General features: G+C 64.9%; 20 protein-coding genes. 8 read left to right on the top strand and 12 right to left on the bottom strand.

Annotated features, from left to right (window positions below):
- Positions 1 to 115: 115 nt before the first annotated feature.
- A complete protein-coding gene (locus D1610_RS06495; RefSeq protein ID WP_118863739.1) occupies positions 116 to 1021 on the bottom strand; it encodes an RHS repeat domain-containing protein in 906 nt (301 codons plus the stop codon).
- A gap of 10 nt (positions 1022 to 1031) precedes the next feature.
- Here D1610_RS06495 and D1610_RS17240 point away from each other — a divergent pair, with 10 nt between their 5' ends.
- On the top strand, positions 1032 to 1295 hold the full coding sequence (locus D1610_RS17240; protein ID WP_222926976.1) for a hypothetical protein: 264 nt from the start codon (positions 1032 to 1034) through the stop codon (positions 1293 to 1295).
- Here D1610_RS17240 and D1610_RS16820 read toward each other — a convergent pair.
- From D1610_RS16820 to D1610_RS06475, 5 genes are all read right to left on the bottom strand, one after another.
- Positions 1248 to 1682 (bottom strand): hypothetical protein, encoded by a 435-nt coding sequence (locus tag D1610_RS16820; RefSeq protein ID WP_147414277.1) that lies wholly within the window; start codon positions 1680 to 1682, stop codon positions 1248 to 1250. The genes D1610_RS17240 and D1610_RS16820 overlap by 48 nt on opposite strands.
- Before the next feature lie 2 nt (positions 1683 to 1684).
- Entirely contained in the window at positions 1685 to 2800 is a 1116-nt protein-coding gene (locus tag D1610_RS06490; protein ID WP_245942017.1) for an RHS repeat-associated core domain-containing protein, read from the bottom strand.
- A gap of 382 nt (positions 2801 to 3182) precedes the next feature.
- The gene (locus D1610_RS06485) at positions 3183 to 4700 is read right to left on the bottom strand and encodes an RHS repeat domain-containing protein (RefSeq protein WP_118863737.1); all 1518 of its coding nucleotides are present in this window, start codon (positions 4698 to 4700) and stop codon (positions 3183 to 3185) included.
- Positions 4697 to 7231 (bottom strand): RHS repeat domain-containing protein, encoded by a 2535-nt coding sequence (locus D1610_RS06480; RefSeq protein WP_118863319.1) that lies wholly within the window; start codon positions 7229 to 7231, stop codon positions 4697 to 4699. The genes D1610_RS06485 and D1610_RS06480 overlap by 4 nt, the downstream gene beginning before the upstream one ends.
- Positions 7232 to 7284: 53 nt before the next feature.
- Positions 7285 to 7506, bottom strand: coding sequence for a hypothetical protein (locus D1610_RS06475; protein WP_118863318.1), 222 nt, complete (start codon positions 7504 to 7506; stop codon positions 7285 to 7287).
- Positions 7507 to 7783: 277 nt separating this feature from the next.
- Between D1610_RS06475 and D1610_RS06470 the strand changes: the two genes are divergently transcribed.
- Complete coding sequence (locus D1610_RS06470; RefSeq protein ID WP_118863317.1) at positions 7784 to 10978, top strand: autotransporter outer membrane beta-barrel domain-containing protein; 3195 nt, start codon at positions 7784 to 7786, stop codon at positions 10976 to 10978.
- A gap of 208 nt (positions 10979 to 11186) precedes the next feature.
- The gene (locus tag D1610_RS06465; protein ID WP_118863316.1) at positions 11187 to 12989 is read left to right on the top strand and encodes a coiled-coil domain-containing protein; all 1803 of its coding nucleotides are present in this window, start codon (positions 11187 to 11189) and stop codon (positions 12987 to 12989) included.
- Positions 12990 to 13101: 112 nt separating this feature from the next.
- Here the strand turns inward: D1610_RS06465 and D1610_RS06460 are convergent, their stop codons facing one another.
- Positions 13102 to 13317, bottom strand: coding sequence for a hypothetical protein (locus D1610_RS06460; RefSeq protein ID WP_147414276.1), 216 nt, complete (start codon positions 13315 to 13317; stop codon positions 13102 to 13104).
- Between the two features lie 177 nt (positions 13318 to 13494).
- On the opposite strand from D1610_RS06460, the gene D1610_RS06455 reads away from it, so the two are divergent.
- Positions 13495 to 13845, top strand: a complete 351-nt coding sequence (locus tag D1610_RS06455; RefSeq protein WP_118863314.1) for a hypothetical protein — start codon at positions 13495 to 13497, stop codon at positions 13843 to 13845.
- A 76-nt stretch (positions 13846 to 13921) separates the two neighbouring features.
- Here D1610_RS06455 and D1610_RS06450 read toward each other — a convergent pair whose 3' ends face one another.
- The 5 genes from D1610_RS06450 to D1610_RS06430 all read right to left on the bottom strand — a co-directional run bounded on the left by D1610_RS06450 (position 13922) and on the right by D1610_RS06430 (position 18337).
- Positions 13922 to 14935, bottom strand: a complete 1014-nt coding sequence (locus tag D1610_RS06450; protein WP_118863313.1) for a cell wall hydrolase — start codon at positions 14933 to 14935, stop codon at positions 13922 to 13924.
- Positions 14936 to 15015: 80 nt separating this feature from the next.
- Entirely contained in the window at positions 15016 to 16047 is a 1032-nt protein-coding gene (queA, locus tag D1610_RS06445) for a tRNA preQ1(34) S-adenosylmethionine ribosyltransferase-isomerase QueA (protein ID WP_118863312.1), read from the bottom strand.
- A gap of 171 nt (positions 16048 to 16218) precedes the next feature.
- A complete protein-coding gene (locus D1610_RS06440) occupies positions 16219 to 16983 on the bottom strand; it encodes a peptidylprolyl isomerase (RefSeq protein WP_118863311.1) in 765 nt (254 codons plus the stop codon).
- A gap of 105 nt (positions 16984 to 17088) precedes the next feature.
- The gene (gene coaD, locus D1610_RS06435; RefSeq protein ID WP_118863310.1) at positions 17089 to 17595 is read right to left on the bottom strand and encodes a pantetheine-phosphate adenylyltransferase; all 507 of its coding nucleotides are present in this window, start codon (positions 17593 to 17595) and stop codon (positions 17089 to 17091) included.
- Positions 17596 to 17662: 67 nt separating this feature from the next.
- Positions 17663 to 18337 carry a TIGR02117 family protein gene (locus D1610_RS06430; protein WP_118863309.1) on the bottom strand — a complete coding sequence of 225 codons (675 nt, stop codon included), beginning with the start codon at positions 18335 to 18337 and terminating at the stop codon, positions 17663 to 17665.
- A 35-nt stretch (positions 18338 to 18372) separates the two neighbouring features.
- On the opposite strand from D1610_RS06430, the gene phhA reads away from it, so the two are divergent.
- From phhA to D1610_RS06410, 4 genes are all read left to right on the top strand, one after another.
- Positions 18373 to 19254, top strand: coding sequence for a phenylalanine 4-monooxygenase (gene phhA / locus D1610_RS06425; RefSeq protein ID WP_118863308.1), 882 nt, complete (start codon positions 18373 to 18375; stop codon positions 19252 to 19254).
- A 165-nt stretch (positions 19255 to 19419) separates the two neighbouring features.
- On the top strand, positions 19420 to 19788 hold the full coding sequence (gene rpsM / locus D1610_RS06420; protein ID WP_118863307.1) for a 30S ribosomal protein S13: 369 nt from the start codon (positions 19420 to 19422) through the stop codon (positions 19786 to 19788).
- Between the two features lie 105 nt (positions 19789 to 19893).
- On the top strand, positions 19894 to 20283 hold the full coding sequence (gene rpsK, locus D1610_RS06415) for a 30S ribosomal protein S11 (RefSeq protein ID WP_007405180.1): 390 nt from the start codon (positions 19894 to 19896) through the stop codon (positions 20281 to 20283).
- Between the two features lie 95 nt (positions 20284 to 20378).
- Positions 20379 to 21446, top strand: coding sequence for a DNA-directed RNA polymerase subunit alpha (locus D1610_RS06410; protein WP_118863306.1), 1068 nt, complete (start codon positions 20379 to 20381; stop codon positions 21444 to 21446).
- Positions 21447 to 21459: the final 13 nt, after the last annotated feature.

Below are 21459 nucleotides of genomic sequence, written 5' to 3'. Positions count from 1 at the left end.
TCCAACTATAAGAGTTATGGCTGCCAATATACTAAATATGGATTGATCTGTCAAGTAATATAATACCAGCATTACAATAGAAAAAAGTGCAATCAAAAAATAAAAAAGTCTATTTTTATTCACAGCTTATTTCCTTAATTATATCGTTTCGTATGGTAAAAAATTCCAAAGCTATGCCGATAGCTCCTAAAAGCTTTCCACCTTTTATCATGGAAAGCAAGGCTAAGCCGTGAGTTGGCCACGTTATCGCATCTGAAGCTCCACTAGAAACTCTACACCACTCTTGCGTGGACAAAGTCCTACAACTCGGCGGAGCGCTACCGGGGTTAATGGGTGCATCGCATATCGTCATCAATCCGCGGTCCGGATTGCTGGCGCTGTTCTTTTCTTCGCCAAGCGAAGCGCAAATTGGGCTTCCATCGCTTTCGGAACCAGTAAAAAATGTTCCTTTTGGACATTCTGATAGTATCGTTTTCGAGCTAGCTGCGCCCCCGGCGCTACCACACCATACGGGCGCTAAGGTGGCTTTCGGTGTCTTCCTGCAAACCTCCTGTACTGCGCTTGGAGCGACACCATTCTGTCGATGTCCGATAACCACGATGCCTGGTTCAACGGGCGGCGGATTGCTTGGAAGTGCCTGCAGCCCGAGCGGATCGGTGAAGTTGACCGGATCGCCTTTGACATAGGCGTAGAGGTTCATGCCCGCCGCGTAGCCGATCGGGTCGGTCTGCATGAACCGGCCGAGGGTGGGGGCGTACATGCGGGCCTTATAGTGGTACATGCCAATCTCGGGAAGCCAGGCCTGGCCGGTATATTGGAACCGGCCCATGTTGGTCATGGCGGGGACGCCATATTCGTCGTAAGCGTTGATCGCGGTCACCGCGCCTCGGGCATCGTAGGCGTACTGGATCTTGTTGCCTTCCGGCGCGGTCGCTTCGGTCAGCCGCCCGAGGCCGTCATAGGTGTAGCTGGTCGTCTCGCCCAACGGATCGGTGATCGCGATGGGGCGGTATTTCGTCATATCCGAGACTATGGTCGTCTGGTTCGACAAGGCGTCGGTCACCACCATCGTGGCGGTGCTGCTGTCAGGATCGGGGCCGCTTTCCCGAATCGTCCAGCCCGATCTTGCAAGCGCCGGGCTGGAAAACCAGCCCGGCGGCGCCCGCGCATCAATTAGGTATTGTGTCGCCGGAATTGCCGGAATTGAGTTCCCGGAATTCCAGCTCGTATTCTCAAGATTCGAAAACTCACAGGCACAAAGTTTTGCCCTCTCCGGCCACTTCAGACATGTCTAAAATATATAATCCGAACGAGATTCGATATATAGTACTAACTAAATTCCTTTTGCATTCATCAATATTGATACTAAATATATCTCTGTTTCCGGCATTATCAGCCCCAAAATCAAAAAGTAAATTTGATTTAAAATGTTTTACATCTGCAAAGGAATACCCATCTATTAAAAGCTGACTATCAGTGCCTAAATCTATTTCTTGAAGAAAGTTAGTATAGTCTAATAATATTCCTGAGATAGTTTGATGCCCATAAATTATCACTTCATTGCCAAAACGAAGGAAGCTTGAATACCGCTTTTGCCGCCTATAAATGTCAATGAATTTTTGAGAAAGCGTCTCAAGATCATGAGCGAATAGATCGTCGCCAAGTCCTTCAATGGAAAACATGATTAGCATCCCGGGTATGCGGTTTGGAAGGTTCGGATTGGAAGTCCGGTTTCGGGGTCTCGTCCAATCGGTGCTGTGAATATTACCGTGATGAAGGCGGTTGAAGCCATACCATTATGAGCATCATATCCAACACGCCTGCCAGTATCGAAAGTAACCCTTACTGCTCCACGGCTAGTCGGAGCAGCGCCATGAAAGCGGGCATTCGCGATAGCGATCTCCAGATCACCAAGGCCAAAATCTAACGCCCAGTGGCTTTGCGGGCGAGATGCGCCTTCGCGAAATAATGACTGGTGCTGAGCATATTTTGCCTTCACCGTGTCAAGAACGACCGTAGCTTTGTAAGCTTGCGCACCACCGAGCGGCGTAGTTCTTCCCAAGCATCGATCCGCAAGCGCATTCTGCGGCGTTCGTGTTCCTGGTGTAAGTTGATTTTGAGGTGAGGCTAAAACAAAACTTCCGCCGGGAGCAAGCGCTCCGCTTGATATTGGCGAGCCACCGCCTCCGAACAAACCGCCGAAGTTGAAGATTGGCCTAGGGCTTTTGCGCTTGCCGGTAACTAGGCAATCGCCATTTGGCGCGTACACCTCGCAGATGTTGCCCACCGGATCGGGTTCGGACTGCAGCCCCAGCGGATCGGTAAAGTTGATCGGATCGCCGGATACATAGGCGTAGAGGTTCATCCCCGCGCCGTAGCCGATGGGATCGGTCTGCATGAACCGGCCCAGCTTCGGATCGTAGATGCGAGCCTTGTAATGGTATTTGCCGAGCTCGGGTAGCCACGCCTGGCCGGTATACTGGAACCGGCCGGTGTTGGTGGCGGCGGGGATGCCATACTCGTCGTAGGCGTTGATCGCGGTCACCGCGCCGGTTCCGTCGCTGCGGGCGATGATCGAGCCGCGCTCGTCGGCGTGGAGCCAGGTGCGGCTGGCGGTGCCGCTGCCGGCATATTCGACCAGCGGCTCGTCCGTGCCGGGGCCGTGGACGTAGCGCTTCTGGAGTGTGCCGGCCACAACCTGCGGATCGATTGCGCACACGCCGCGCCAGGCTATCTCGCCAGCAACGCAAAGGTTCGTACTCTTGTCTGAAACATCCAGTCCGTCGTAAAACGGCGTCACGGGTCCATCCTCCTCCTCGAAGCGGCTAAACAGCCAACTTCGTATCAGCAGGAGGATGAACCTACCTCAATTACGCTATGTCCGCGGAATTTCCGGGCTCTTGGAATTCGTTGTGCCGGCATTCCTCGTTCTGGACATTATCTAGATTTTCGTATCCCCGGATTTATCGGAAATTGACTTCAAGCTCATCCTTGAACTACTGGGCAATGTTTTCAACTTTCCCATGCTGTATATCGCTAAGCAAGCAGTTAATATATGAAATGTATTATAGATAAAAGGAACTGAAGATTTTCCAGATAGGACACTGTAAATCGAAAAGCCGAGGGATAAAAAGGATATGGCATAAGCAAAAATGACAAAAATAACGTAGCTTCTCATAAAATCACCTCGTGCACTGACTGAAAAAACACTCTGTGACAGCTTCCCCTGTCGCACCCAACGCCCAGCCGGCTAACGCAATAGGGCCACTTGCGGCTGCAACTGATCCTGTTATCAAATAGGTCATTGCCGCAGCAAATCTATCGTAGTTATTGTCACGAATACGCTGAATTTCGGGACTCCGGGAAATCTGCTCATATTCATCCCACAAAGGCCTGCAGGCTGCGGATGCCGCAGCACCGGGACATCTCTGTATCTCTTTCTTCAATTGATTAAATCTTGTAATAAGTCGCTTCGTCCGATCTTCGGTTTCCGTAATGTCCACTGGCCGGTGAGCATTATTTTGCGGTAAGGTTTGCGTGGTGCCGGCGCTACCACACCATACGGGCGCTAAGGTGGCTTTCGGTGTCTTCCTGCAAACCTCCTGTACTGCGCTTGGAGCGACACCATTCTGTCGATGTCCGATAACCACGATGCCCGGTTCAACGGGCGGCGGATTGCTTGGAAGTGCTTGCAGCCCGAGCGGATCGGTGAAGTTGACCGGATCGCCTTTGACATAGGCGTAGAGGTTCATCCCCGCCGCGTAGCCGATCGGGTCGGTCTGCATGAACCGGCCGAGGGTGGGGGCGTACATGCGGGCCTTGTAGTGGTATTTGCCGAGCTCGGGTAGCCAGGCCTGGCCGGTATACTGGTGGCGGCCGGTGTTGGTGGCGGCGGGGATGCCATACTCGTCGTAGGCGTTGATCGCGGTGATTGCGCCGCTCGCATCGCTGCGGGCGATGATCGAGCCGCGCTCGTCGGCGTGGAGCCAGGTGCGGCTGGCGGTGCCGCTGCCGGCATATTCGACCAGCGGCTCGTCCGTGCCGGGGCCGTGGACGTAGCGCTTGGTCAGTGCGCCGGACGCGTCGTACTCGCCGATCATCGCCAGTCCGTCGTACTGGAACCGCACCGCCGCCGTCCCCAACATCTGGTAGAGCCGGAGCAGCGGGTCGTAGGTGAGGGTGGTTCCCGGCCCCGAGGTCAGCATGTTTTCGCTCGAGTAGCCGTAGCTCGCCGCGCCCATGCCGCTGATGTTGCCGCGCGCGTCGTGGGTGAGGCTGGTGCTCCCCGCCGCCGTCAGCTGGTTCAAGCCGTTGACGGTGTAACCCCGCGTGACGTTGCCGTGCCCGGTCCAGGCATAGAGGTCGTTGCCGCGCGTGCTGGTGACGATCTGCGAGGCCGGATTGTAGCTGAACGCGAGCGTCAGGTCATGTACCGTGCCCGACAGGTCCTGGGTTAGGCTGGAGAGCCGCGACGCATCGTCATGGGCGTAGCTCGTCACCGTCCCGTTGCCGCGGGTGAGGCTCACACGGCCGCCCCGGTCGTCATAGGCGTAGGTGGCGAGCACGCCGATCCCGCTCGCCGCGCCGTTCTCGCGGATGTGTGTCACCTCTCCGGTCACCAGATGATCATAGGTGACATGGAACGCATCGGGCCAGGTCAGCCGCGTCCGCCGGCCGGCGAGGTCGTACTGGTAGCTCATCGTCCCCAGCGGGCCCGCCTGGGTGAGGGGGCGGCCGAGCGCGTCATAGGTGAAGGCGAGGGCGTTGCCGGTCGGCTTGCGCCGGTCAGCCGGCCGAGCAGGTCATAGGTATAAGCGACATCCGGCTCGCCCCCAGGCAGGTCCTTCGCGGTGAGGCGGTCGAGCGCGTCGTAGGTGTAGCCGATCGCCTGCGTCGGATCGCCGTCATAGCCGCGCAGCCGCCGCGTCGTGACGTTGCCGCTCGCGTCATGGAGCAGTTGCTCGTAATCGGTCGCGCTGCTGTCGTTCGATCCCTGGGCCGGCAACGGCATGCGCGTCTTCGCCAGCCGGTCGTGGCCGTCATATTCATAGGTGGTGCGGTTGGCCTCCGCGTCGGTGAGCGTAAGCAACATCCCGTTGTCGCTGTAGGCGGCGGTCATATCATCGGATTGGTCGGCGGTGCCGAACGCGCTCTGTACCTTCGACACCCGGCCCAGCTCATCATAGCTCGTCTTGACGATGCGATCCGGCCCGGCGCTGCCCGCCGCCCCGAGCGTGCAGGCCGACGACGGCAGCGACACCCACGCCGCGCCGTTCATCCTGAGCGCGGTGCAGTCGAGACGCCCCAGGGCGTCGTAGCCATACTGGCGGACCCGCCAGGTCGCCCCGCTCGCGGTGAGCGCGTCCTTCACCAGGCGGGCATCGGCGTCATAGGTCGCGTTCGCCTGCTCGAGCGACACGAATGTCGCCCAGTCGATGTCGGTCGTGCCGGCGACCGTCCCGGTCTCGACCAACGTCGCCTGGCCATCGCCATTGTAGGTCGTCCGGACGGCGCGACGCTTCAGAAAGCCACCGCCGTCAGGATCGGGCGAGATCGCCCCGACCTGCTCGCGATCGGGCGACCAGCGCAGTGTCGTGGTGTCGGCGGTTCCCGCAAGCGGCCCGTCGGTCGTCAGCAGATTGCCGATCGGATCGTAGGTCAGCGCCGTGGTCGCGGTCAGGCTGCCGTCGCCCGCACCCGAGCTGACGCTGGCGGGCAAGGCGTTCGTGTTGTAGCCGATCATCGTCTTCACCTCGTCGGCGGTGCCGGCGCAGCTCTCGCCGATCCGGCACTGCGACACGCTCGTCGGCATCGAAATACCCGCGACCGCCGTGTAGCCGTACCGGATCTGCGGCCGGGTGGCGCCCGTGGTCGGCGCGGGCAAGGTCACCGCCAGCAGTTGGCCTGTCGCCGGATCATAGGTGTAATCGGTCTGCGCGGCCTTCGCATCCTTGGTCCAGTTGGGGCTGTTGCAGGTGAGGACATTGGCGCAGGTGGCATCGAACCCCGCCGTCGTCACGATGTCGGCCTCACCCGTGCCGGGCTTGGCCTTGAACGTGGCGGTGGTCACGTTGCCGCGAGCATCGTAGGCGTACTGGATCTTGTTGCCTTCCGGCGCGGTCGCTTCGGTCAGCCGCCCGAGGCCGTCATAGGTGTAGCTGGTCGTCTCGCCCAACGGATCGGTGATCGCGATGGGGCGGTATTTCGTCATGTCCGAGACTATGGTCGTCTGGTTCGACAAGGCGTCGGTCACCACCATCGTGGCGGTGCTGCCCGAAAGGGTGCGGTCGTAGCTTGTCGTCACGCCGTCTCGCGTCACCGAGCTGACGCCGTGCGCTCCGTAGCTGATTGTCGTCGTATCGCTGGTCGCGCCCGGCCGCTTGATGCCGACGAGCCCTCCCGACCCGCTGGTCATGCGCCACACTTTCCCGCCAGGCGTCGTCACGATGCGGACCGTTGAGGACGGATAGGCGTAGGTAACGGTCGGCCATGGCGCGGTGCCGGCATTCGCATTGATGAACCTTGCAGAGGCGCGTTGGAACCAGTTGGGCGGCGGGTTGGTCCGATACGGCACGCTGTTGCCGACGAAGCTGAACTCGATCGCGTAGCCGGCATTGTTCGCGACTTTCGACAGCCGCCGCGCGAAGGTGCAGTTGCCGCCTTTTATTGGCTCGCAATTGCGGTTCATCGTCCATGTGTAGTCGATAGTCAGCCCGTCGCCGCGCGAGATCGAGGATGCCAGCACCTGGCAGTCGGTTTGCGTGTAGGTGCTGCACATGTTCGAGGGGCCGGCGCTCAAAAACAAGTTGGCGAACTTGATCTCCGTTCCGTCAGGATAGCGGTAAACGTAAGTTCCGCCGGGCGAGAACGACAATGTCGCGCCGGTGGCATAGGAAGAGGTCAGGCTGGTTCCCGTTCCAGCGAACTTGTCAAAGGTCTCGCCCAGTCGGACCACTATCGTGTAGGTCGAGCCGGATTTGTTCTGGGTAATGTAGAAGGACGGCCAATTGCTTTGGCCGTCCTCATACGAGATCAGCTGCATTTCCCCTGGTCCCGCGCCGATCGATCCTTCGAGCAGGCTGAACTTGAATGAGCCGTCGGTCAGGTCGACACCATTGCCGTCGACATTAAGATAGGGTGCGGGACCTGTCTGCCCGAAAGCGGGCGCGGAAAGGGCGGAGGTGGCGAGCAGCGCGCAGACGAGCGCTGCCCGCATCGGGGATGCGGTCATGATGGGTCTCCGGATGTCGGTTGATTTCAGGGCGTGGGGCTCGGCGCCGGCGCTCAGGGCGTTTCGGGCGGGTTGGTCGATCCAGTAACCGTCTTGGTTACACGGTTATCGGCGTCGTCGAACGCGTAGCTCGTGGTTACGCCGTCGTTGACCGTGCCGCTGCGTTCGACCTCGATCAGCCGCCCTCTGGCGTCATAGCTATAGGTGACGGCTTCGGTCGCGGCCGCAGGAGCGGCGGCGATCAGCGCCGGCAAGATGAGGGGAAATCTGCGCATTCGGGCGTCTCCTTTTGCCAGCCGACTCGCAGAGGCGAATCGGAACAAAAGAGGAACTGCTCTTCGATTTCCTACATTGCAAACGTTATATTTTACCCAATTGGATAATTTGTCCGGGAAGATCGATCACGCGCCGTTCGTTCGCGCTCCGCACGTGCGCGGATAGGATGGAAAAAAGTCGCCGTGCATGCCAAGGCGTCGCGCGAGCGGTTCCGTCATGGCCGCATGGGGGGAGGAAGCGCGCGCGCCCTCCCGCGTATGAAGAGGGTCTCGATCGATGCGTCGTCTGCTTGCCACCACCTGTCTGAGCTCGTCCCTGCTGTTCGCCGCGCCCGCGATGGCGCAAACCCAGATCACCGATGCGCGGACGACGCCGGTCACCACCGCCGGCCAGAATCTGACGATCACCAGCACCGGTTCGGTCAAGCCGACGACGGGCACCGCCGTCACCATCGACAGCGACAACACGGTCAGCAACGCCGGCACCGTCCAGATCACGGGCGCGAACAACTCGACCGGCATCCTCGCCCAGGCGGGGCGCACCGGATCGATCACCAACACCGGCACGATCACCCTCGACGAGAATTACACGCCGACCGACACCGACAGCGACGGCGATATCGACGGCACCTTCGCGCAAGGATCGGGCCGCTTCGGCATCCGCACCGCCGGCGCGTTCACCGGGGACGTCTCGAGCACCGGCACGATCACCATCGAGGGCAACAACTCTGCGGGCATCGCGCTCGACGGGCCGCTGACCGGCAAGCTGACCACCGGCGGCACTATCATCGCGACGGGCGACAATTCGTTCGGCGTGCGGGCGGGGGACATCTCGGGCAATGTTCGCCTGGCGGGCGCGGTCGGCGCGAAGGGTGCGAACAGCGTCGGCGCGGCGATGGACGGCGACATCGGCGGACAGCTGGTGATCCAGGGCAATATCGGCGCGACGGGCTATCGCAGCACCACGCCGCCGTCTGACACCAGCAAGCTCGATGCTGACGACCTGCTGCAGGGCGGGCCCGCCCTGCGCATCACCGGCAATGTCGCGGGCGGGATCGTCTTCGCCGTGCCGCCGGCCGATTCGAACGCCGACGACACCGACGAGGATGATGACGGCCTGCCCGACGCGACCGAGGGATCGGCGCTGGTCAACTCCTTCGGCGCGGCGCCGGCGGTGCAGATCGGCGGCGCGGAAGACATCACCATCGGCGCGGTGGCGGGCAACGCCAACGGCCATGGGCTGGTGATGGCCGGCACGGTCACCGGCGACGGCGTGTACAAGGATGTCGCGGGCAACGGCCTCGTCATCGGCGGCCAGGGCGGCGACGTGACCATCGCCGGCGGCATGACGCTGAACGGCAATGTCGGCGCGGCGTCGAACGCCGCCAACGCGACCGCGGTCCGCCTGGGCGCGGGCGCCAACGTGGCGGAGATCCGGGTCGGCGGCAACGTCGTCGCGCAGGGCGGCGCAGAGGCGGCGGACGTCTCCACCGGCATCGCGATCGATGCGGGCGCCAACGTCCAGACCATCCGCAACACCGGCAGCATCCGTGCGCGCGGATCGGGCGAGGCGACCGGCATCGCCATCATCGATCGCGCGGGCACCGTCACCCTGGTCGAAAATGCCGGGATCATCGAAGCGACCGGCGCAGCCGCGGGGAAGGGCGTGGCCATCGACCTTTCGGCGTCGACCGGCGGCGTCACCATCCGCCAGCCGGTCGCCGCGGAAGGCAAGTCGGCCGGCGCGATCGTCGGCGACATCAAGCTGGGCGGCGGCGCCGATCTGGTCGAGATCGCCGATGGCAGCATGCGGGGCAATGCGACCTTCGGCGCCGGGGCCAACCGCCTGGCGATGACCGGCGACGCCGTCTGGGCGGGCAATGCGGCCTTCGGCGCGAGTGCCGACACGATGACGCTAGGCGGAACGTCCGTGTTCGCCGGCAACGCCGATTTCGGCGGCGGGGCGGACAGCCTGACCCTGTCGGGCACCGCGCGTTTCGCCGGATCGATCACCGGCGGCGGCGGGCTGGCGGTGAATGTCGGCAGCGGGACGCTGGACGTTTCCAATGGCGGCGCGGTCGCGCTGGGCTCGCTTTCGGTCGGCAGCGGCGGCACGATCGGCGTCAGCATCGACGCCGAAGCGGGGACGAACACGCTGTACGACGTCGCCGGCGCGGCGACCTTCGCGCAGGATTCGCGGCTGATCGTCCACTTCGCCAATGTCAGCGGGGCGGAGGGCACCTACACCATCATCCGCGCGGGCGATGTGGTCGGCGGGAGCAATCTCGGCCTGGCGGAAACCGTGCTGCCGTTCATCTTCGACGCCGATCTGACCACCGACGACACCGCCAATACCGTCGCGCTGACGGTCGACCGCAAGGATGCGGGCGAGCTCGGCCTCAACCGATCGCAGGCGAGCGCCTGGGACGCGGTGTTCGCCGCGCTCGATTCGGACGAGCAGATCGCCGATATCTATCTGGCGGTGGCCGACAGCCAGTCGCTGCAGGCGGTGCTCTCGCAGATGCTGCCCGACCATGCCGGCGGCGCGTTCGAGACGGTCACCGCCGGATCGCGCGCGGTGACGCGCATCCTGGCCGATCCGCGCATGCCGATCGCCGATGCCGGCGGAGGCTTGAGCTTCTGGGTTCAGCAGGTGGCCTGGGGCTCTTCCAAGAGCCTGGGCGACACCGCCTCCTACGACGTCAACGGCTGGGGCGCGTCGGGCGGCGCCGAACTCGACCTGGGCGGCGTCGGCAAGCTGGGCGCGTCGATCGCCTATCTGGCGGGCAACGACGATCATGGCGACAACGACAACACGGTGAAGACCGGCCAATATGAAGGCGCGGTGCACTGGCGCGGGTCGTTCGGCGGCGCCAACGCCTGGGTTCGCGGCTCCTATGCCCGGATCGATTTCGACGAGCAGCGCAACTTCGTCGCCAGCCTGGGCGGCGACGCAGTGACGCGTCAGGCCAACGGCGCGTGGAACGGCACGCTGATGTCGGCGGGCGGCGGCCTCTCCTATGAGCTGCGCGCGGGCAAGCGGCTGTCGCTGCGCCCGGCGGTGGCGTTCGATTATTACCGGCTGAAGGAAGACGGCTACACCGAAACCGGCGGCGGCGACGCGTTCAACCTGACCGTTGACGAGCGCACCAGCGACGAGGCGGCGGTGTCTGCCGCCCTGACGGTGGGCTATGATTTCGGCGGAACCGAACCGGGCGGCGGCTTCTTCCGGCTGGAGGCCGAAGGCGGCCGGCGCGAGATCGTCGGGGGCGAGCTGGGCGCGACCACAGCGCGCTTCGCCGACGGCGATCCGTTCATCCTGGTGCCCGAGGAGCGGACCAGCGGTTTCACCGGGCGGCTGCGCCTGCTCGGCGGCGATTCGACCTATATCCTGGGCGGCGAGGTGAGCGCCGAGGAACAACAGGACCATGTCGCGCTCGCCGCGCGCGTGTCCTTCCAGTTCGGGTTCTGATCCCTCCCCATAAGATCAGGAACCCGACCGTCCGGCTCGTGAGCCCCTCGGCCGGACGACAAAGACCCGCGATGGCCCCGGTCGGGCCGTCGCGGGTCGCTTTGTCGAGGGGATCTACTCAATACCTGCGATGAACGGCGCGGCCACGGCGGGTTCAGTAGCGCCGTGCAAGGTTCCGGGCTGATAGAAACAGCCAGGAGTGGGCCTTATGTCGCCCGTCACCCGTTTCCGACTGCCGCTCGCCAGCGCCGCGGCGGTCGCGCTGGCGCTGGCCGCCGGCGCGTGCAAGCCGGTCCCCGCCGGACCCTATGACGCCGAGACCACTGCTGTCGGGAAGGACGGCCAACCCTCTTTCGCGCAGCTGCCCGCGCTGCCCGACACGCTGCCGCTCCTCTCCGACGCGCAGGCCGGTGGGGCACCGACGCCCGTCCGCTATGCGCCGACCGCGGACGAACTGCCGCGCGCCGAGCCGATCGCCTACGGCGCGCCCGCCCAAGGCTATTATGACGATAGCGGCGCCTCCTACGGCTTCATCGAGCAGGCGCTGTCGATGGCCACCGCCTTCGGCGATGCGCCGCCCGATTATGGTTATTATTACGACGACAGCGATCCTTGGGCCTGGCAGGCCTATGACGATTCGCTCTATTTCGCCGAGCCGATCGACGGCGGATACCGCAGCTATTACTACTCGGCCGGGTCGGCCGCGCCCTATCTGGTGCGCGATCCGTGGTACAGCTACGGCTATGACGACGGCCGGCTGGTGGCGGTCTACGACAATTACGGGCGGCTGGTGCCGGTCAGCGGCTGGGCGCCGCGACGCGACCATGCCTCGCGCTATTATGCCCGCGCCGAGCGGCTCTATCGCGCGTCGCGCCGGGCCGAGCGGCGGGCGGTGCTCGCCTCGCGCTGGGCGGAGCGGCGCGACGACCTCTTCGAGCAGCGCCGCCGCTGGGAGCGCCAGCGCGCGCGCGAGGAGCGATGGCAGCGTTATCACCGCCGCGTCGCCGATCGCCAGCGCGATTACTGGCGTGACGAGCGCCAGCTGCGCCGGGCGGAGGCGCGTCGCTTCGACGTGTGGCGCGACCGCGGCTTCGAAGGCCGCCGTCCGCGGCTGGAGCAGATCGCCGCGCGCAACGATATCCGCGAGAACCGCCTGATCCGTCAGCGCGCGCGGGTGGAACGCCAGCGCGCCGAGCAACGCCGCGAGGCGCAGCGCCAGCGGGCGGAGCGGCGCGCGGACAGGCAACGGCAGATCGCGCAGCGTGATCGCCGCGAACGCCAGATCGAACGGCAGCAGCAGCGCGCCGAGCGCGATCGGCGGGTGGATCGCCAGCAGCATATCGCCCGGCGCGAGCAGCGTCAGGCGCAGCGCCAGCAGCGGCTCGCCCAGCGTGACCGCCAGGCCGAACGCCAGCAACGCCAGGCGCAGCGCGCGCAGCAGCGCCAACAGGCGGAGCGTCGGCAGCGGTCCGAGCAGCGCCAGCAGCAGCGCGTCGAACGCCAGCGCAATCAGGCGCAGCGTCAGGCGCAGGCCGATCGTCAGCGCCAGCGTGCCGAACGGCAGCAGGCGCGCCAGGCGCAGACCCGCGAGCGGGCCGAGCGGCGCGAGCGGCAGCAGGCGGCGACGCGCCAGCGCGAGCAGCGCGCCGAGCGTCAGCGGCAATCGGCGCAGCGTCAGCAGCGTCAAGCCGAGCGTCGCCAACGGGTTCAGGCCGAGCGGAGCCGGGCCGAAACCCGTCAGCGCGCCGAACGCCGGCAGGCGCAGCGCGAGCGCGCGCAGAACCGGGCGCGGCAAGAGGCCAGCCGCCAGCGTCAGCAGGCCGAAAGCCGCCGTACCGCCGAGCGCGAGCAACGTCGGCAAGCGCAGCGCCAGCGCGCCGCCGAACGCCTACAGAGGACCGCGCGTGAGCAGCGTCAGGTACAGCGCCAGCAGCAGCAGGCGCAGCGCCAGACGCGCGCTGTCCAACGCACCGCACGGGTGGAAGCGCGTCGCGAGCGGCGAGAACGCTAGGGCCGCCCGTCTTCGGGCATCCCTGTTGCGCGGATTCCTTGTTGCGCGGATTCCGCCTTGGCACATCCCTCACAGTACGCGTGCCAGATATCCATTGCATGGCCTTTGGCCGTCAACGCGCCGCCCGCTCCAGGATGTTCAGCATCTCCGCGAGCGTCATTTCCGCGATGATCTCTTCCTCGTCGGTGTCGGCGGTGTGGACAAGCGTCTCGCCGGCATCGGTTATGTCTTCAACCGACAGCACGCCTCTATGCAGCAGGGCGACGTAAAGGCCCTCGATCAACTGGTTGGCCAGGAGATTTTTGTCAGACAAGAGGATGTACTCCATGCTCGACATATTCCTAGTATATTGATAGGAATAAGCAAGCATATGCTATGCTGAACGGCGCATCCCGTTCTGCGACCATCTGCGACACTTTGGCGCATCCGGCGGCACGAAGCTGCGACAGGCCCGGCGCATATCTCCATTCGACCCAGAGAGGGGTCGGGTTTGAGGAGTACGCACATGAACAAGCTCGCAATCGTTCTCGCCGGCATCGCGACCGCGGTCGCGGCCGTTCCCGCCGCCGCCGCTCCGGCGCCCGCGCCCTGGCAGCAGGGCTGGCAGTCGATCAACCAGCGCCAGGCCAATATCGACCGGCGTATCGACCAAGGCGTTCGCCGCGGCACGCTCAACCGCAACGAGGCGCAGCGGCTGCGCATCCAGTTCCGCGATCTCAACCGGCTGGAGCAGCAGTATCGTCGCTCGGGCCGCGGCCTGACGCTCGCTGAGCGCCGCGATCTCGACCGCCGCTTCGATCGGCTGGCGCAGCGCGTCTACAACCAGAAGCATGACCGCCAGACCGCCTGGCGCTAACAGCCTCGCTCACCTGAGTGACGCATGATCCGGAGAACGGCCCCATCGCGAAAGCGGCGGGGCCGTTTTTCATGTGTCAGCGAAGCGGCTTGCCCGAATCCTTCCACTTATCGAGGATCTGCGACTCCGCGTCCGCGGTGACGATCGGATCGCCGCTCTGGGCGTGCTCGGGTTGGATGCGCGTGGCGTCGGGTGGCCGGATCGGCGGCGGAACCGCCGTCGCCGCCTGGGCTAGGGCGGGCGTGGGCAACGTCGCAGGTTGCGGGGCGCGCGTCGTCCAGGCGGGCACGGCGGGCTCAACCCCCGCATAGCCGGCGCGGAACGCCTGGGGCGTGCCCCAATAGCCCTTCCACCGGTGGAAGAAGTGCGCGCCGACCGCGGCGGTCATCACCAGGCTCTTGCCCCAGACCGGCCACACCCGGAAAGTGTGGTAGTGCGTCGCGTTGCCGACCGGCGCATAGACGCGTCCTGCCAACGCCTCGTGCGCGATGCGGAGCGCGCGGGCATAGCCGGTGACGGATGGCGCCCGCGCCATTGCGCCGTCACAGGTGAAGCTGAACTGGCAGCCGGTCGCGCGCTCATGTCCCTGGAAGACGACGCCGCAAACGCTGTTCGGGAAGGCCGGATGGCGCACGCGGTTGAGCACCACCTGCGCCACCGCGCGCTGCCCGTCCTCGCTCTCGCTGGCGGCCTCGTAGTAGATTGCCGTGGCGAGGCACTGCGCAGCGCGCATCGAATCGACGCCACTGCGGCCGCGGAACGCCATCGACGGGGCGGGGAGGACGCCGAGATCGGCGGGCGTGGTGAAATCGGCTGGCGCGGTCGCGGCGAGGCTCGCCGGAATATCGTAATAGCCCGTCGCCGCCGCCGCGCGCGGCAGATCGGGCGTCTCGGCATAGGCCAGCGCCGCGCCCGGGAAGCGATCGTCGCCCTCCAGCCCGGTCGCGGGCAGGGTGATCGCGCGGGCATCGCCGGTGCCATAGGCGAAAGCGGTCAGCGCCGCCTTGGCCGACATGCCGATCCCGCTCAGCGCGACCAACGCGAACGCGCCGGCCAGCAGCGGAGAATCACGAAGGGCGCGCGCGAGCATATGGGGCGCATACGCCTGTTTGACGGACGAATCCCCAGCAGATTTGGCGCTGTGCCGGGGTGGGACGGATGGCGCGGGCGTTAACCTTCGGGCAGCAACAGCGAGGCGTCGCCATAGCTGTAGAAGCGGTATCCTTCGCGGATGGCATGGGCATAGGCCGCCCGCATCCGCTCCAGCCCCATCAGCGCCGACACCAGCATGAACAGCGTCGATTTCGGCAGGTGGAAATTGGTCAGCAGCCCGTCGATGCCCCTGAAGCGGTAGCCGGGGGTAATGAAGATCGCCGTGTCGCCTTCGAACGGGCGGATGACGCCGTCCTGGCCGCACGCGCTCTCGATCAGGCGCAGGCTGGTGGTGCCGACGGCGACGATGCGGCCGCCGCCCGCACGGACGGCATTGAGCCGGTCGGCTGTCACGGCGTCGATACGGCCCCATTCGGCGTGCATCTTGTGATCGTCGGTGTCTTGCGCCTTGACCGGCAGGAAGGTGCCTGCGCCGACATGGAGGGTGAGGGTGGTGTGGGCGATGCCTGCCGCCTCCAGCGCCGCCATCAGCGTCGGCGTGAAGTGCAGCGCGGCGGTGGGGGCGGCGACCGCGCCGGGCTGGTCCGCGAACATCGTCTGATAGTCCGACCGGTCGCGCTCGTCGGTCGCGCGCTTGCCGGCGATGTACGGCGGCAGCGGCATCGTGCCGGCGCGTTCGAGCAGCAGCTCGACGGGCTCGTCACCATGGAAATCGAGCGCGAAGCTGCCGTCCTCGGCGCGGTCGAAGGCGGTGGCGGCGACGCCGTGTCCGAAATCGATCGCATCGCCCTCTTGCAACCGCTTGGCGTTGCGGATGAAGGCGCGCCAGCGGCGAGGCCCTTCGCGCTTGTGCAGCGTCGCGCCGATCTTCGCGGCGCCGCGCATGCCCTCCAGCTGCGCCGGGATCACGCGGGTATCGTTGAACACCAATATGTCGCCCGCGCGGAGCAGGGCGGGAAGGTCGGTAACGGCGCGGTCTTCGGTGCGATCCGCGTCGAGCAGCAACAGGCGGGCGGAATCGCGCGGCGATGCCGGGCGCAGCGCGATCCGATCGGGCGGCAAGTCGAAATCGAAGAGGGCGACGTCCAAGGGCGCAACCTACTCCCCTCCCTTTCAAGGGAGAGGCTGGGGTGGGTGCGCGCGTCTGCGCGCCTGTAAAATTCTTCACTTGGAGGACCGGAGCGCCGAACGGGGCATTGAGCCCCGTCCGCCGCTTCACCCACCCCTAGCCCCTCCCTTGAAAGGGAGGGGGATAGAGGCTCACTCCTTCGCCGGCGTCGCCCCAGGCGAGGCGGCGGGAGCCGGATCGATGATGCTCGGCGCGGGCGCCGCGACCGGTGCGGGCGCGTTGGCGTAGGGCGGAGGGTTGTCCGCCGCGAGATATGCATGGACGATGCGCGTCGGGTTGGCCGGCGGCTCGCCGCGCTCGATCGCGTCGACATATTGCATGCCGTCGGTCACGCGCCCGAAAACGGTGTATTTCTTGTCGAGCTTCAAGGTCGGCATCAGCACGATGTAGAACTGGCTGTTGGCCGAGTCTTCCGATTCCGCGCGCGCCATCGCCACGGTGCCGCGCAGGTGGGGCAGGCGGTTGAACTCGGCCTTGAGGTCCGGAAGCTGCGATCCGCCCTGGCCGGTGCCCTGGGGATCGCCGCCCTGCGCCATGAAGCCTTCGATCACACGGTGGAAGGTCAGCCCGTCATAGAATTTCTGCCGGGTGAGCTCCTGGATGCGCGCGACATGGCCCGGCGCGAAGTCCGGACGAAGCTGGATCGCGACGCGGCCGCCGCTCGACAGGTCGAGCAGCCAGGTGTTGGCCTTGTCCGCGGCGATGGCTGGCGGCGTCACCGTCGCCGCCAGCACGGTCGAGGTGTCGACGCTGGGCGAATCGACCGGCGTTTCAGCCGCGACCGGGCCTTGGGTGGGCGCCTCTTCGGCCGGCGGCGCGCCGGGCTGGGTCTGCGCGAAGGAGGGAGCCGCGCACATCAGTGCAGCGATGACGGCGATACGGGCGAACGGACGCATGAACGGATCGATCCTCGGGTGGAGGGGGGATTGCGGGCGGTCTAGAGCATCAAGTGGCTGACGCGCAACTGAATGGCCCTTCGAAGCGGCGTATCGAAGGACGGATCAACTCCCTTTCCGCCCCAGCTTGTCCACCCGCGCGGCGACTTCGACCGCCACCGCCGGGGTGACGAAGCGGTCGATCGGCCCGCCATAGAGCGCGATTTCCTTGACCAGCCGGCTGGCGATCGGCTGCAGCGAGACGTCCGCCATCAGGAACACCGTCTCGACACGCGGATTGATCTGCTGGTTCATGCCGGCCATCTGATATTCGTATTCGAAGTCGGCGACCGCGCGCAGACCCCGGACGATCACCTTCGCGCCCTGCGCCTCGGCGAAGTCCATCAGCAGCGAATCGAAGCTGACGACATCGATCTCGCCGCCGATCGAGGCGACCTCGCGCTTGACCATCGCCATGCGCTCTTCGGTGGAGAACATGGGGGATTTGGAGGGGTTGGTGGTGACGCCGATGACCAGTCGGTCGACGAGCTTCGCGCCGCGCCGGATGATGTCCATATGGCCGAGCGTGATCGGATCGAAGGTGCCGGGATAGACGCCGGTGCGGCTGGTCATGGTCGATTGAACCCCTCTTCTTAGCCTCCGCGCTTGAGCATATTCGCGCGTCGATGTCGAAGAACAATCAGCCTTCCCCGAACCAGGACATCACGCTCCAGGGGAAGGGCGTCCAGACGCCCACCCGCACGCCCGCGTGGCGCAGCGCGTCGCCGACCCAGGCGTTGCAGGTCTTGAACGCGTCATAATGGCCGCGGCCTTCGTAGAAGGCGTCGGCCGGGCCATAGCCCCGCACCGGTCGCGACCGGCCCGCCGGATCGAGCCGGAAGCTTGCACGGATAAAGCCGGCGAGACGGCGATATTCCGCTTCGGACAGCACCAGCGCGCGGATATGCTCGCCCGGGACCGGCGGGGTGAGGTGATCGACATGGACCAGGGTCTCATCGCTGCCGAGCGCCGACCGCGCGGCGGTGGACAGGCTGAGATCGGCCCATGTCGGCGTGTTCAGATAGAATTGCCGCTCACCCCAGCCGAAGGCGAGATGCGTGCCGGCATAGCGCGGATCGGTCAGGTGTTCGGCCCTGACCAGGTCGCGCCAGTCGATCCCGGCGGCGGATACCGGCACGACGATGCCGGTATGGATGCCGTTGGTCTCGACGAACACCACGACGCCGCGCTTCGCCTGCACCCAATCGCCGTTCGACGGGATCATCCCGCCGATCTGCCCGGCCATCAGATAGGCGAGCGGAATCGCGAGCAGCACGCCCAGCGCGATCCCCAACCTGCGCAGATACCGTATCATTTCATACCTTGCCCCGGCCATGCTACACGGCATCCATGGCAAATGACACGCATGTCCTGGCGCACCCGCCGGAAGGAGCGGGCGCCGACTGGACGATACCGCAGGACTGGGAGCGCTACACCGACGAGGACCACGGGACGTGGGACATCCTTTATGCGCGCCAGACCGAGATGCTGCCGGGACGCGCTTCCAGGGCGTTCCTCAAGGGGCTGGAGACGCTTGAGCTTTCACGCGGGGGCATTCCCAATTTCGACGAGCTCAACGAACGGCTGACGGCGGCGACGGGCTGGAAGGTAGTCGCGGTGCCGGGGCTGGTGCCCGACGACGTGTTCTTCGATCATATGGCCAACAGGCGCTTCGTCGCCGGCAATTTCATCCGGCGTCGCGACCAGCTCGACTATCTCCAGGAACCCGACATCTTCCACGACGTGTTCGGCCATGTGCCGATGCTCGCCGATCCGGTGTTCGCCGATTACATGGCGGCCTATGGCCGCGGCGGGCTGCGCGCGCTGGAGCTGGGCGCGCTCAAGAACCTCGCGCGGCTCTACTGGTATACGGTCGAGTTCGGGCTGGTCGAGGAGCAGGGGGCCCTGCGCATCTACGGATCGGGCATCGTCTCCTCGAAGGGGGAGAGCATCTTCGCGCTGGACGATCCCAGCCCCAACCGGATCGGCTTCGATCTCGAGCGCGTGATGCGCACCGAGTATCGGATCGACGATTATCAGCAGAATTATTTCGTCGTGCCGAGCTTCGACGAGCTGCTGCGGGTGACGGTGGAGACCGACTTCGCCCCGCTCTATGCGCGGATCGGGGGGCAGGGCGACATCCCGATCGGCGCGATCCTTCCGGACGACCGCGTGATCACGCATGGCACGCAGGATTACGCCAAGGCGCGCGGCGAGGCGATCCTCGCCTGATCGGCTTGACTCAGCGCCCGCGCGATCGTATCTCACCGCCATTCCGAAACACCGGTCCCCCGGCGGCGTCCTCGTGCGCTCGTCGGGATCGTTGCGTTTTCGGAGCCAACGCGATGAGATAGGCCGCTGCCAGGCGCGCCTGTGGAGCTAGGAGAATCTAGAGTTATGGCACGTATTGCGGGTGTCAACATCCCGACCAACAAGCGCGTGGTGATCGCGCTGACCTACATCCACGGAATCGGCCGCACCAAGGCGGTGGAGATCACCGAGAAGCTTGGCATCCAGCCGGCGACCCGCGTGCAGGACCTGACCGATCAGGAGGTGCTGCAGATCCGCGAGACGATCGACGCCGACCACACGGTGGAGGGTGATCTTCGCCGTCAGACCTCGGTCAACATCAAGCGGCTGATGGATCTCGCCTGCTATCGCGGGCTGCGCCATCGCAAGGGTCTGCCGGTCCGCGGCCAGCGCACGCACACCAACGCGCGCACCCGCAAGGGCAAGGCCAAGCCGATCGCCGGCAAGAAGAAGTAAAATCGGTCCGGGGGACCGATTTTGACTTCTTCTCCGCCGGAGGCAGGCATGAGGCTGACTGCCCCGTCCTTGCCGTAACGAAAATATCAGGTCAGGAATGAACCAATGGCACGCGAACCCCAGCGCATTCGCCGTCGCGAGCGCAAGAACATCACCGCCGGCGTGGCGCATGTGAACGCCAGCTTCAACAACACCATGATCACCATCACCGACGCGCAGGGCAATGCGATCAGCTGGTCTTCGGCCGGCATGATGGGCTTCAAGGGCAGCCGCAAGTCGACGCCCTATGCCGCCCAGGTCGCCGCCGAGGATGCCGGCAAGAAGGCGGCCGAGCATGGCGTGCGCACGCTCGAGGTCGAGGTCAAGGGTCCGGGTTCGGGCCGCGAATCGGCGCTGCGCGCGCTGCAGGCGGTCGGTTTCCAGATCACCTCGATCCGCGACGTGACCTCGATCCCGCACAACGGCGTTCGCCCGTCCAAGCGCCGCCGCGTCTGATTTTTCGAATCCGCGCGGCAACCTATCGGATCGCCGCGCGCTCCCTCACTGGCCGGAGCAGGGCCCCGCTCCCGCCCACAACATAGGGGAAGCCCGTGTCTGTCAATGTCAAGAACTGGCAGGAACTGAAGAAGCCCACCGGTCTCGAGAAGAAGTCCGGTGGCGATGGCAAGCGCAAGGCGACCTTCGTCGCCGAACCGCTGGAGCGTGGCTTCGGCCTGACGCTGGGCAACGCGCTGCGGCGTGTGCTCCTGTCGTCGCTCCAGGGCGCCGCCGTGACCTCGATCAAGATCGAGAATGTGCTGCACGAGTTTTCGTCGCTGGCGGGCGTTCGCGAGGATGTGACCGACATCGTGCTCAACGTGAAGCAGCTCGCCATCCGCATGCAGGGCGAGGGGCCGAAGCGCCTCCAGCTCAGCGCCACCGGCCCGGCCGAGGTGAAGGCCGGCGACATCGCGGTCTCGGGCGATATCGAGGTGATGAACCCCGAGCTGGTGATCTGCCACCTGGACGACGGCGCGACGCTCAACATGGAGCTGACCGCCGATATCGGGAAGGGATACGTGCCCTCCACCGCCAACCGCCCGGCCGACGCGCCGATCGGCCTGATCCCGGTCGACGCGCTCTACAGCCCGGTGCGCCAGGTCAGCTACAAGGTCGAGAACACCCGCGTCGGGCAGGAGCTCGACTATGACAAGCTGACGCTGACGGTGGAGACCGACGGCACGGTGACGCCGGAGGACGCGATCGCCTATGCCGGCCGCATCCTGCAGGACCAGCTGTCGCTGTTCGTCCATTTCGACGATGCGAGCTTCCAGGCGGCCCCGCGCACCGCGGGCGTCGCGGCCCCCGCCCAGCAGGCGGAAGCCGCGGGCGACACCCAGCAGATCAACCGCTACCTCCTGAAGAAGGTCGACGAGCTGGAGCTGTCGGTACGGTCGTCCAACTGCCTGAAGAACGACAACATCATCTATATCGGCGATCTGGTGCAGAAGACCGAGGCGGAGATGCTGCGCACCCCGAACTTCGGCCGCAAGTCCTTGAACGAGATCAAGGAAGTGCTGTCTTCGATGGGGCTTCGGCTGGGCATGGAAATCCCCGGCTGGCCGCCTGAAAATATCGAGGAAATGGCCAAGAAGCTTGAGCAGGAGATTATGGGGTGATCGCAGGCGAATA

This window comes from Sphingomonas gilva (genome assembly GCF_003515075.1).
Classification (GTDB): domain Bacteria; phylum Pseudomonadota; class Alphaproteobacteria; order Sphingomonadales; family Sphingomonadaceae; genus Sphingomonas; species Sphingomonas gilva.
This window is presented reverse-complemented; position numbering and strand designations above follow the sequence as displayed.

Bases quoted from the DNA above. Each gene is read 5' to 3' on its own strand.
- D1610_RS06440 (WP_118863311.1), bottom strand. From the start codon at position 16,983: ATGCGTCCGTTCGCCCGTATCGCCGTCATCGCTGCACTGATGTGCGCG.
- D1610_RS06465 (WP_118863316.1), top strand. From the start codon at position 11,187: ATGTCGCCCGTCACCCGTTTCCGACTGCCGCTCGCCAGCGCCGCGGCG.
- D1610_RS06480 (WP_118863319.1), bottom strand. From the start codon at position 7,231: ATGACCGCATCCCCGATGCGGGCAGCGCTCGTCTGCGCGCTGCTCGCC.
- D1610_RS06495 (WP_118863739.1), bottom strand. From the start codon at position 1,021: ATGACGAAATACCGCCCCATCGCGATCACCGATCCGTTGGGCGAGACG.
- rpsM (WP_118863307.1), top strand. From the start codon at position 19,420: ATGGCACGTATTGCGGGTGTCAACATCCCGACCAACAAGCGCGTGGTG.
- D1610_RS06460 (WP_147414276.1), bottom strand. From the start codon at position 13,317: ATGGAGTACATCCTCTTGTCTGACAAAAATCTCCTGGCCAACCAGTTG.
- D1610_RS16820 (WP_147414277.1), bottom strand. From the start codon at position 1,682: ATGTTTTCCATTGAAGGACTTGGCGACGATCTATTCGCTCATGATCTT.
- phhA (WP_118863308.1), top strand. From the start codon at position 18,373: ATGGCAAATGACACGCATGTCCTGGCGCACCCGCCGGAAGGAGCGGGC.
- D1610_RS06455 (WP_118863314.1), top strand. From the start codon at position 13,495: ATGAACAAGCTCGCAATCGTTCTCGCCGGCATCGCGACCGCGGTCGCG.
- D1610_RS06475 (WP_118863318.1), bottom strand. From the start codon at position 7,506: ATGCGCAGATTTCCCCTCATCTTGCCGGCGCTGATCGCCGCCGCTCCT.
- coaD (WP_118863310.1), bottom strand. From the start codon at position 17,595: ATGACCAGCCGCACCGGCGTCTATCCCGGCACCTTCGATCCGATCACG.
- D1610_RS06485 (WP_118863737.1), bottom strand. From the start codon at position 4,700: ATGAGCTACCAGTACGACCTCGCCGGCCGGCGGACGCGGCTGACCTGG.
- D1610_RS06430 (WP_118863309.1), bottom strand. From the start codon at position 18,337: ATGATACGGTATCTGCGCAGGTTGGGGATCGCGCTGGGCGTGCTGCTC.
- rpsK (WP_007405180.1), top strand. From the start codon at position 19,894: ATGGCACGCGAACCCCAGCGCATTCGCCGTCGCGAGCGCAAGAACATC.
- D1610_RS17240 (WP_222926976.1), top strand. From the start codon at position 1,032: ATGGTCGTCTGGTTCGACAAGGCGTCGGTCACCACCATCGTGGCGGTG.
- D1610_RS06450 (WP_118863313.1), bottom strand. From the start codon at position 14,935: ATGCTCGCGCGCGCCCTTCGTGATTCTCCGCTGCTGGCCGGCGCGTTC.
- D1610_RS06470 (WP_118863317.1), top strand. From the start codon at position 7,784: ATGCGTCGTCTGCTTGCCACCACCTGTCTGAGCTCGTCCCTGCTGTTC.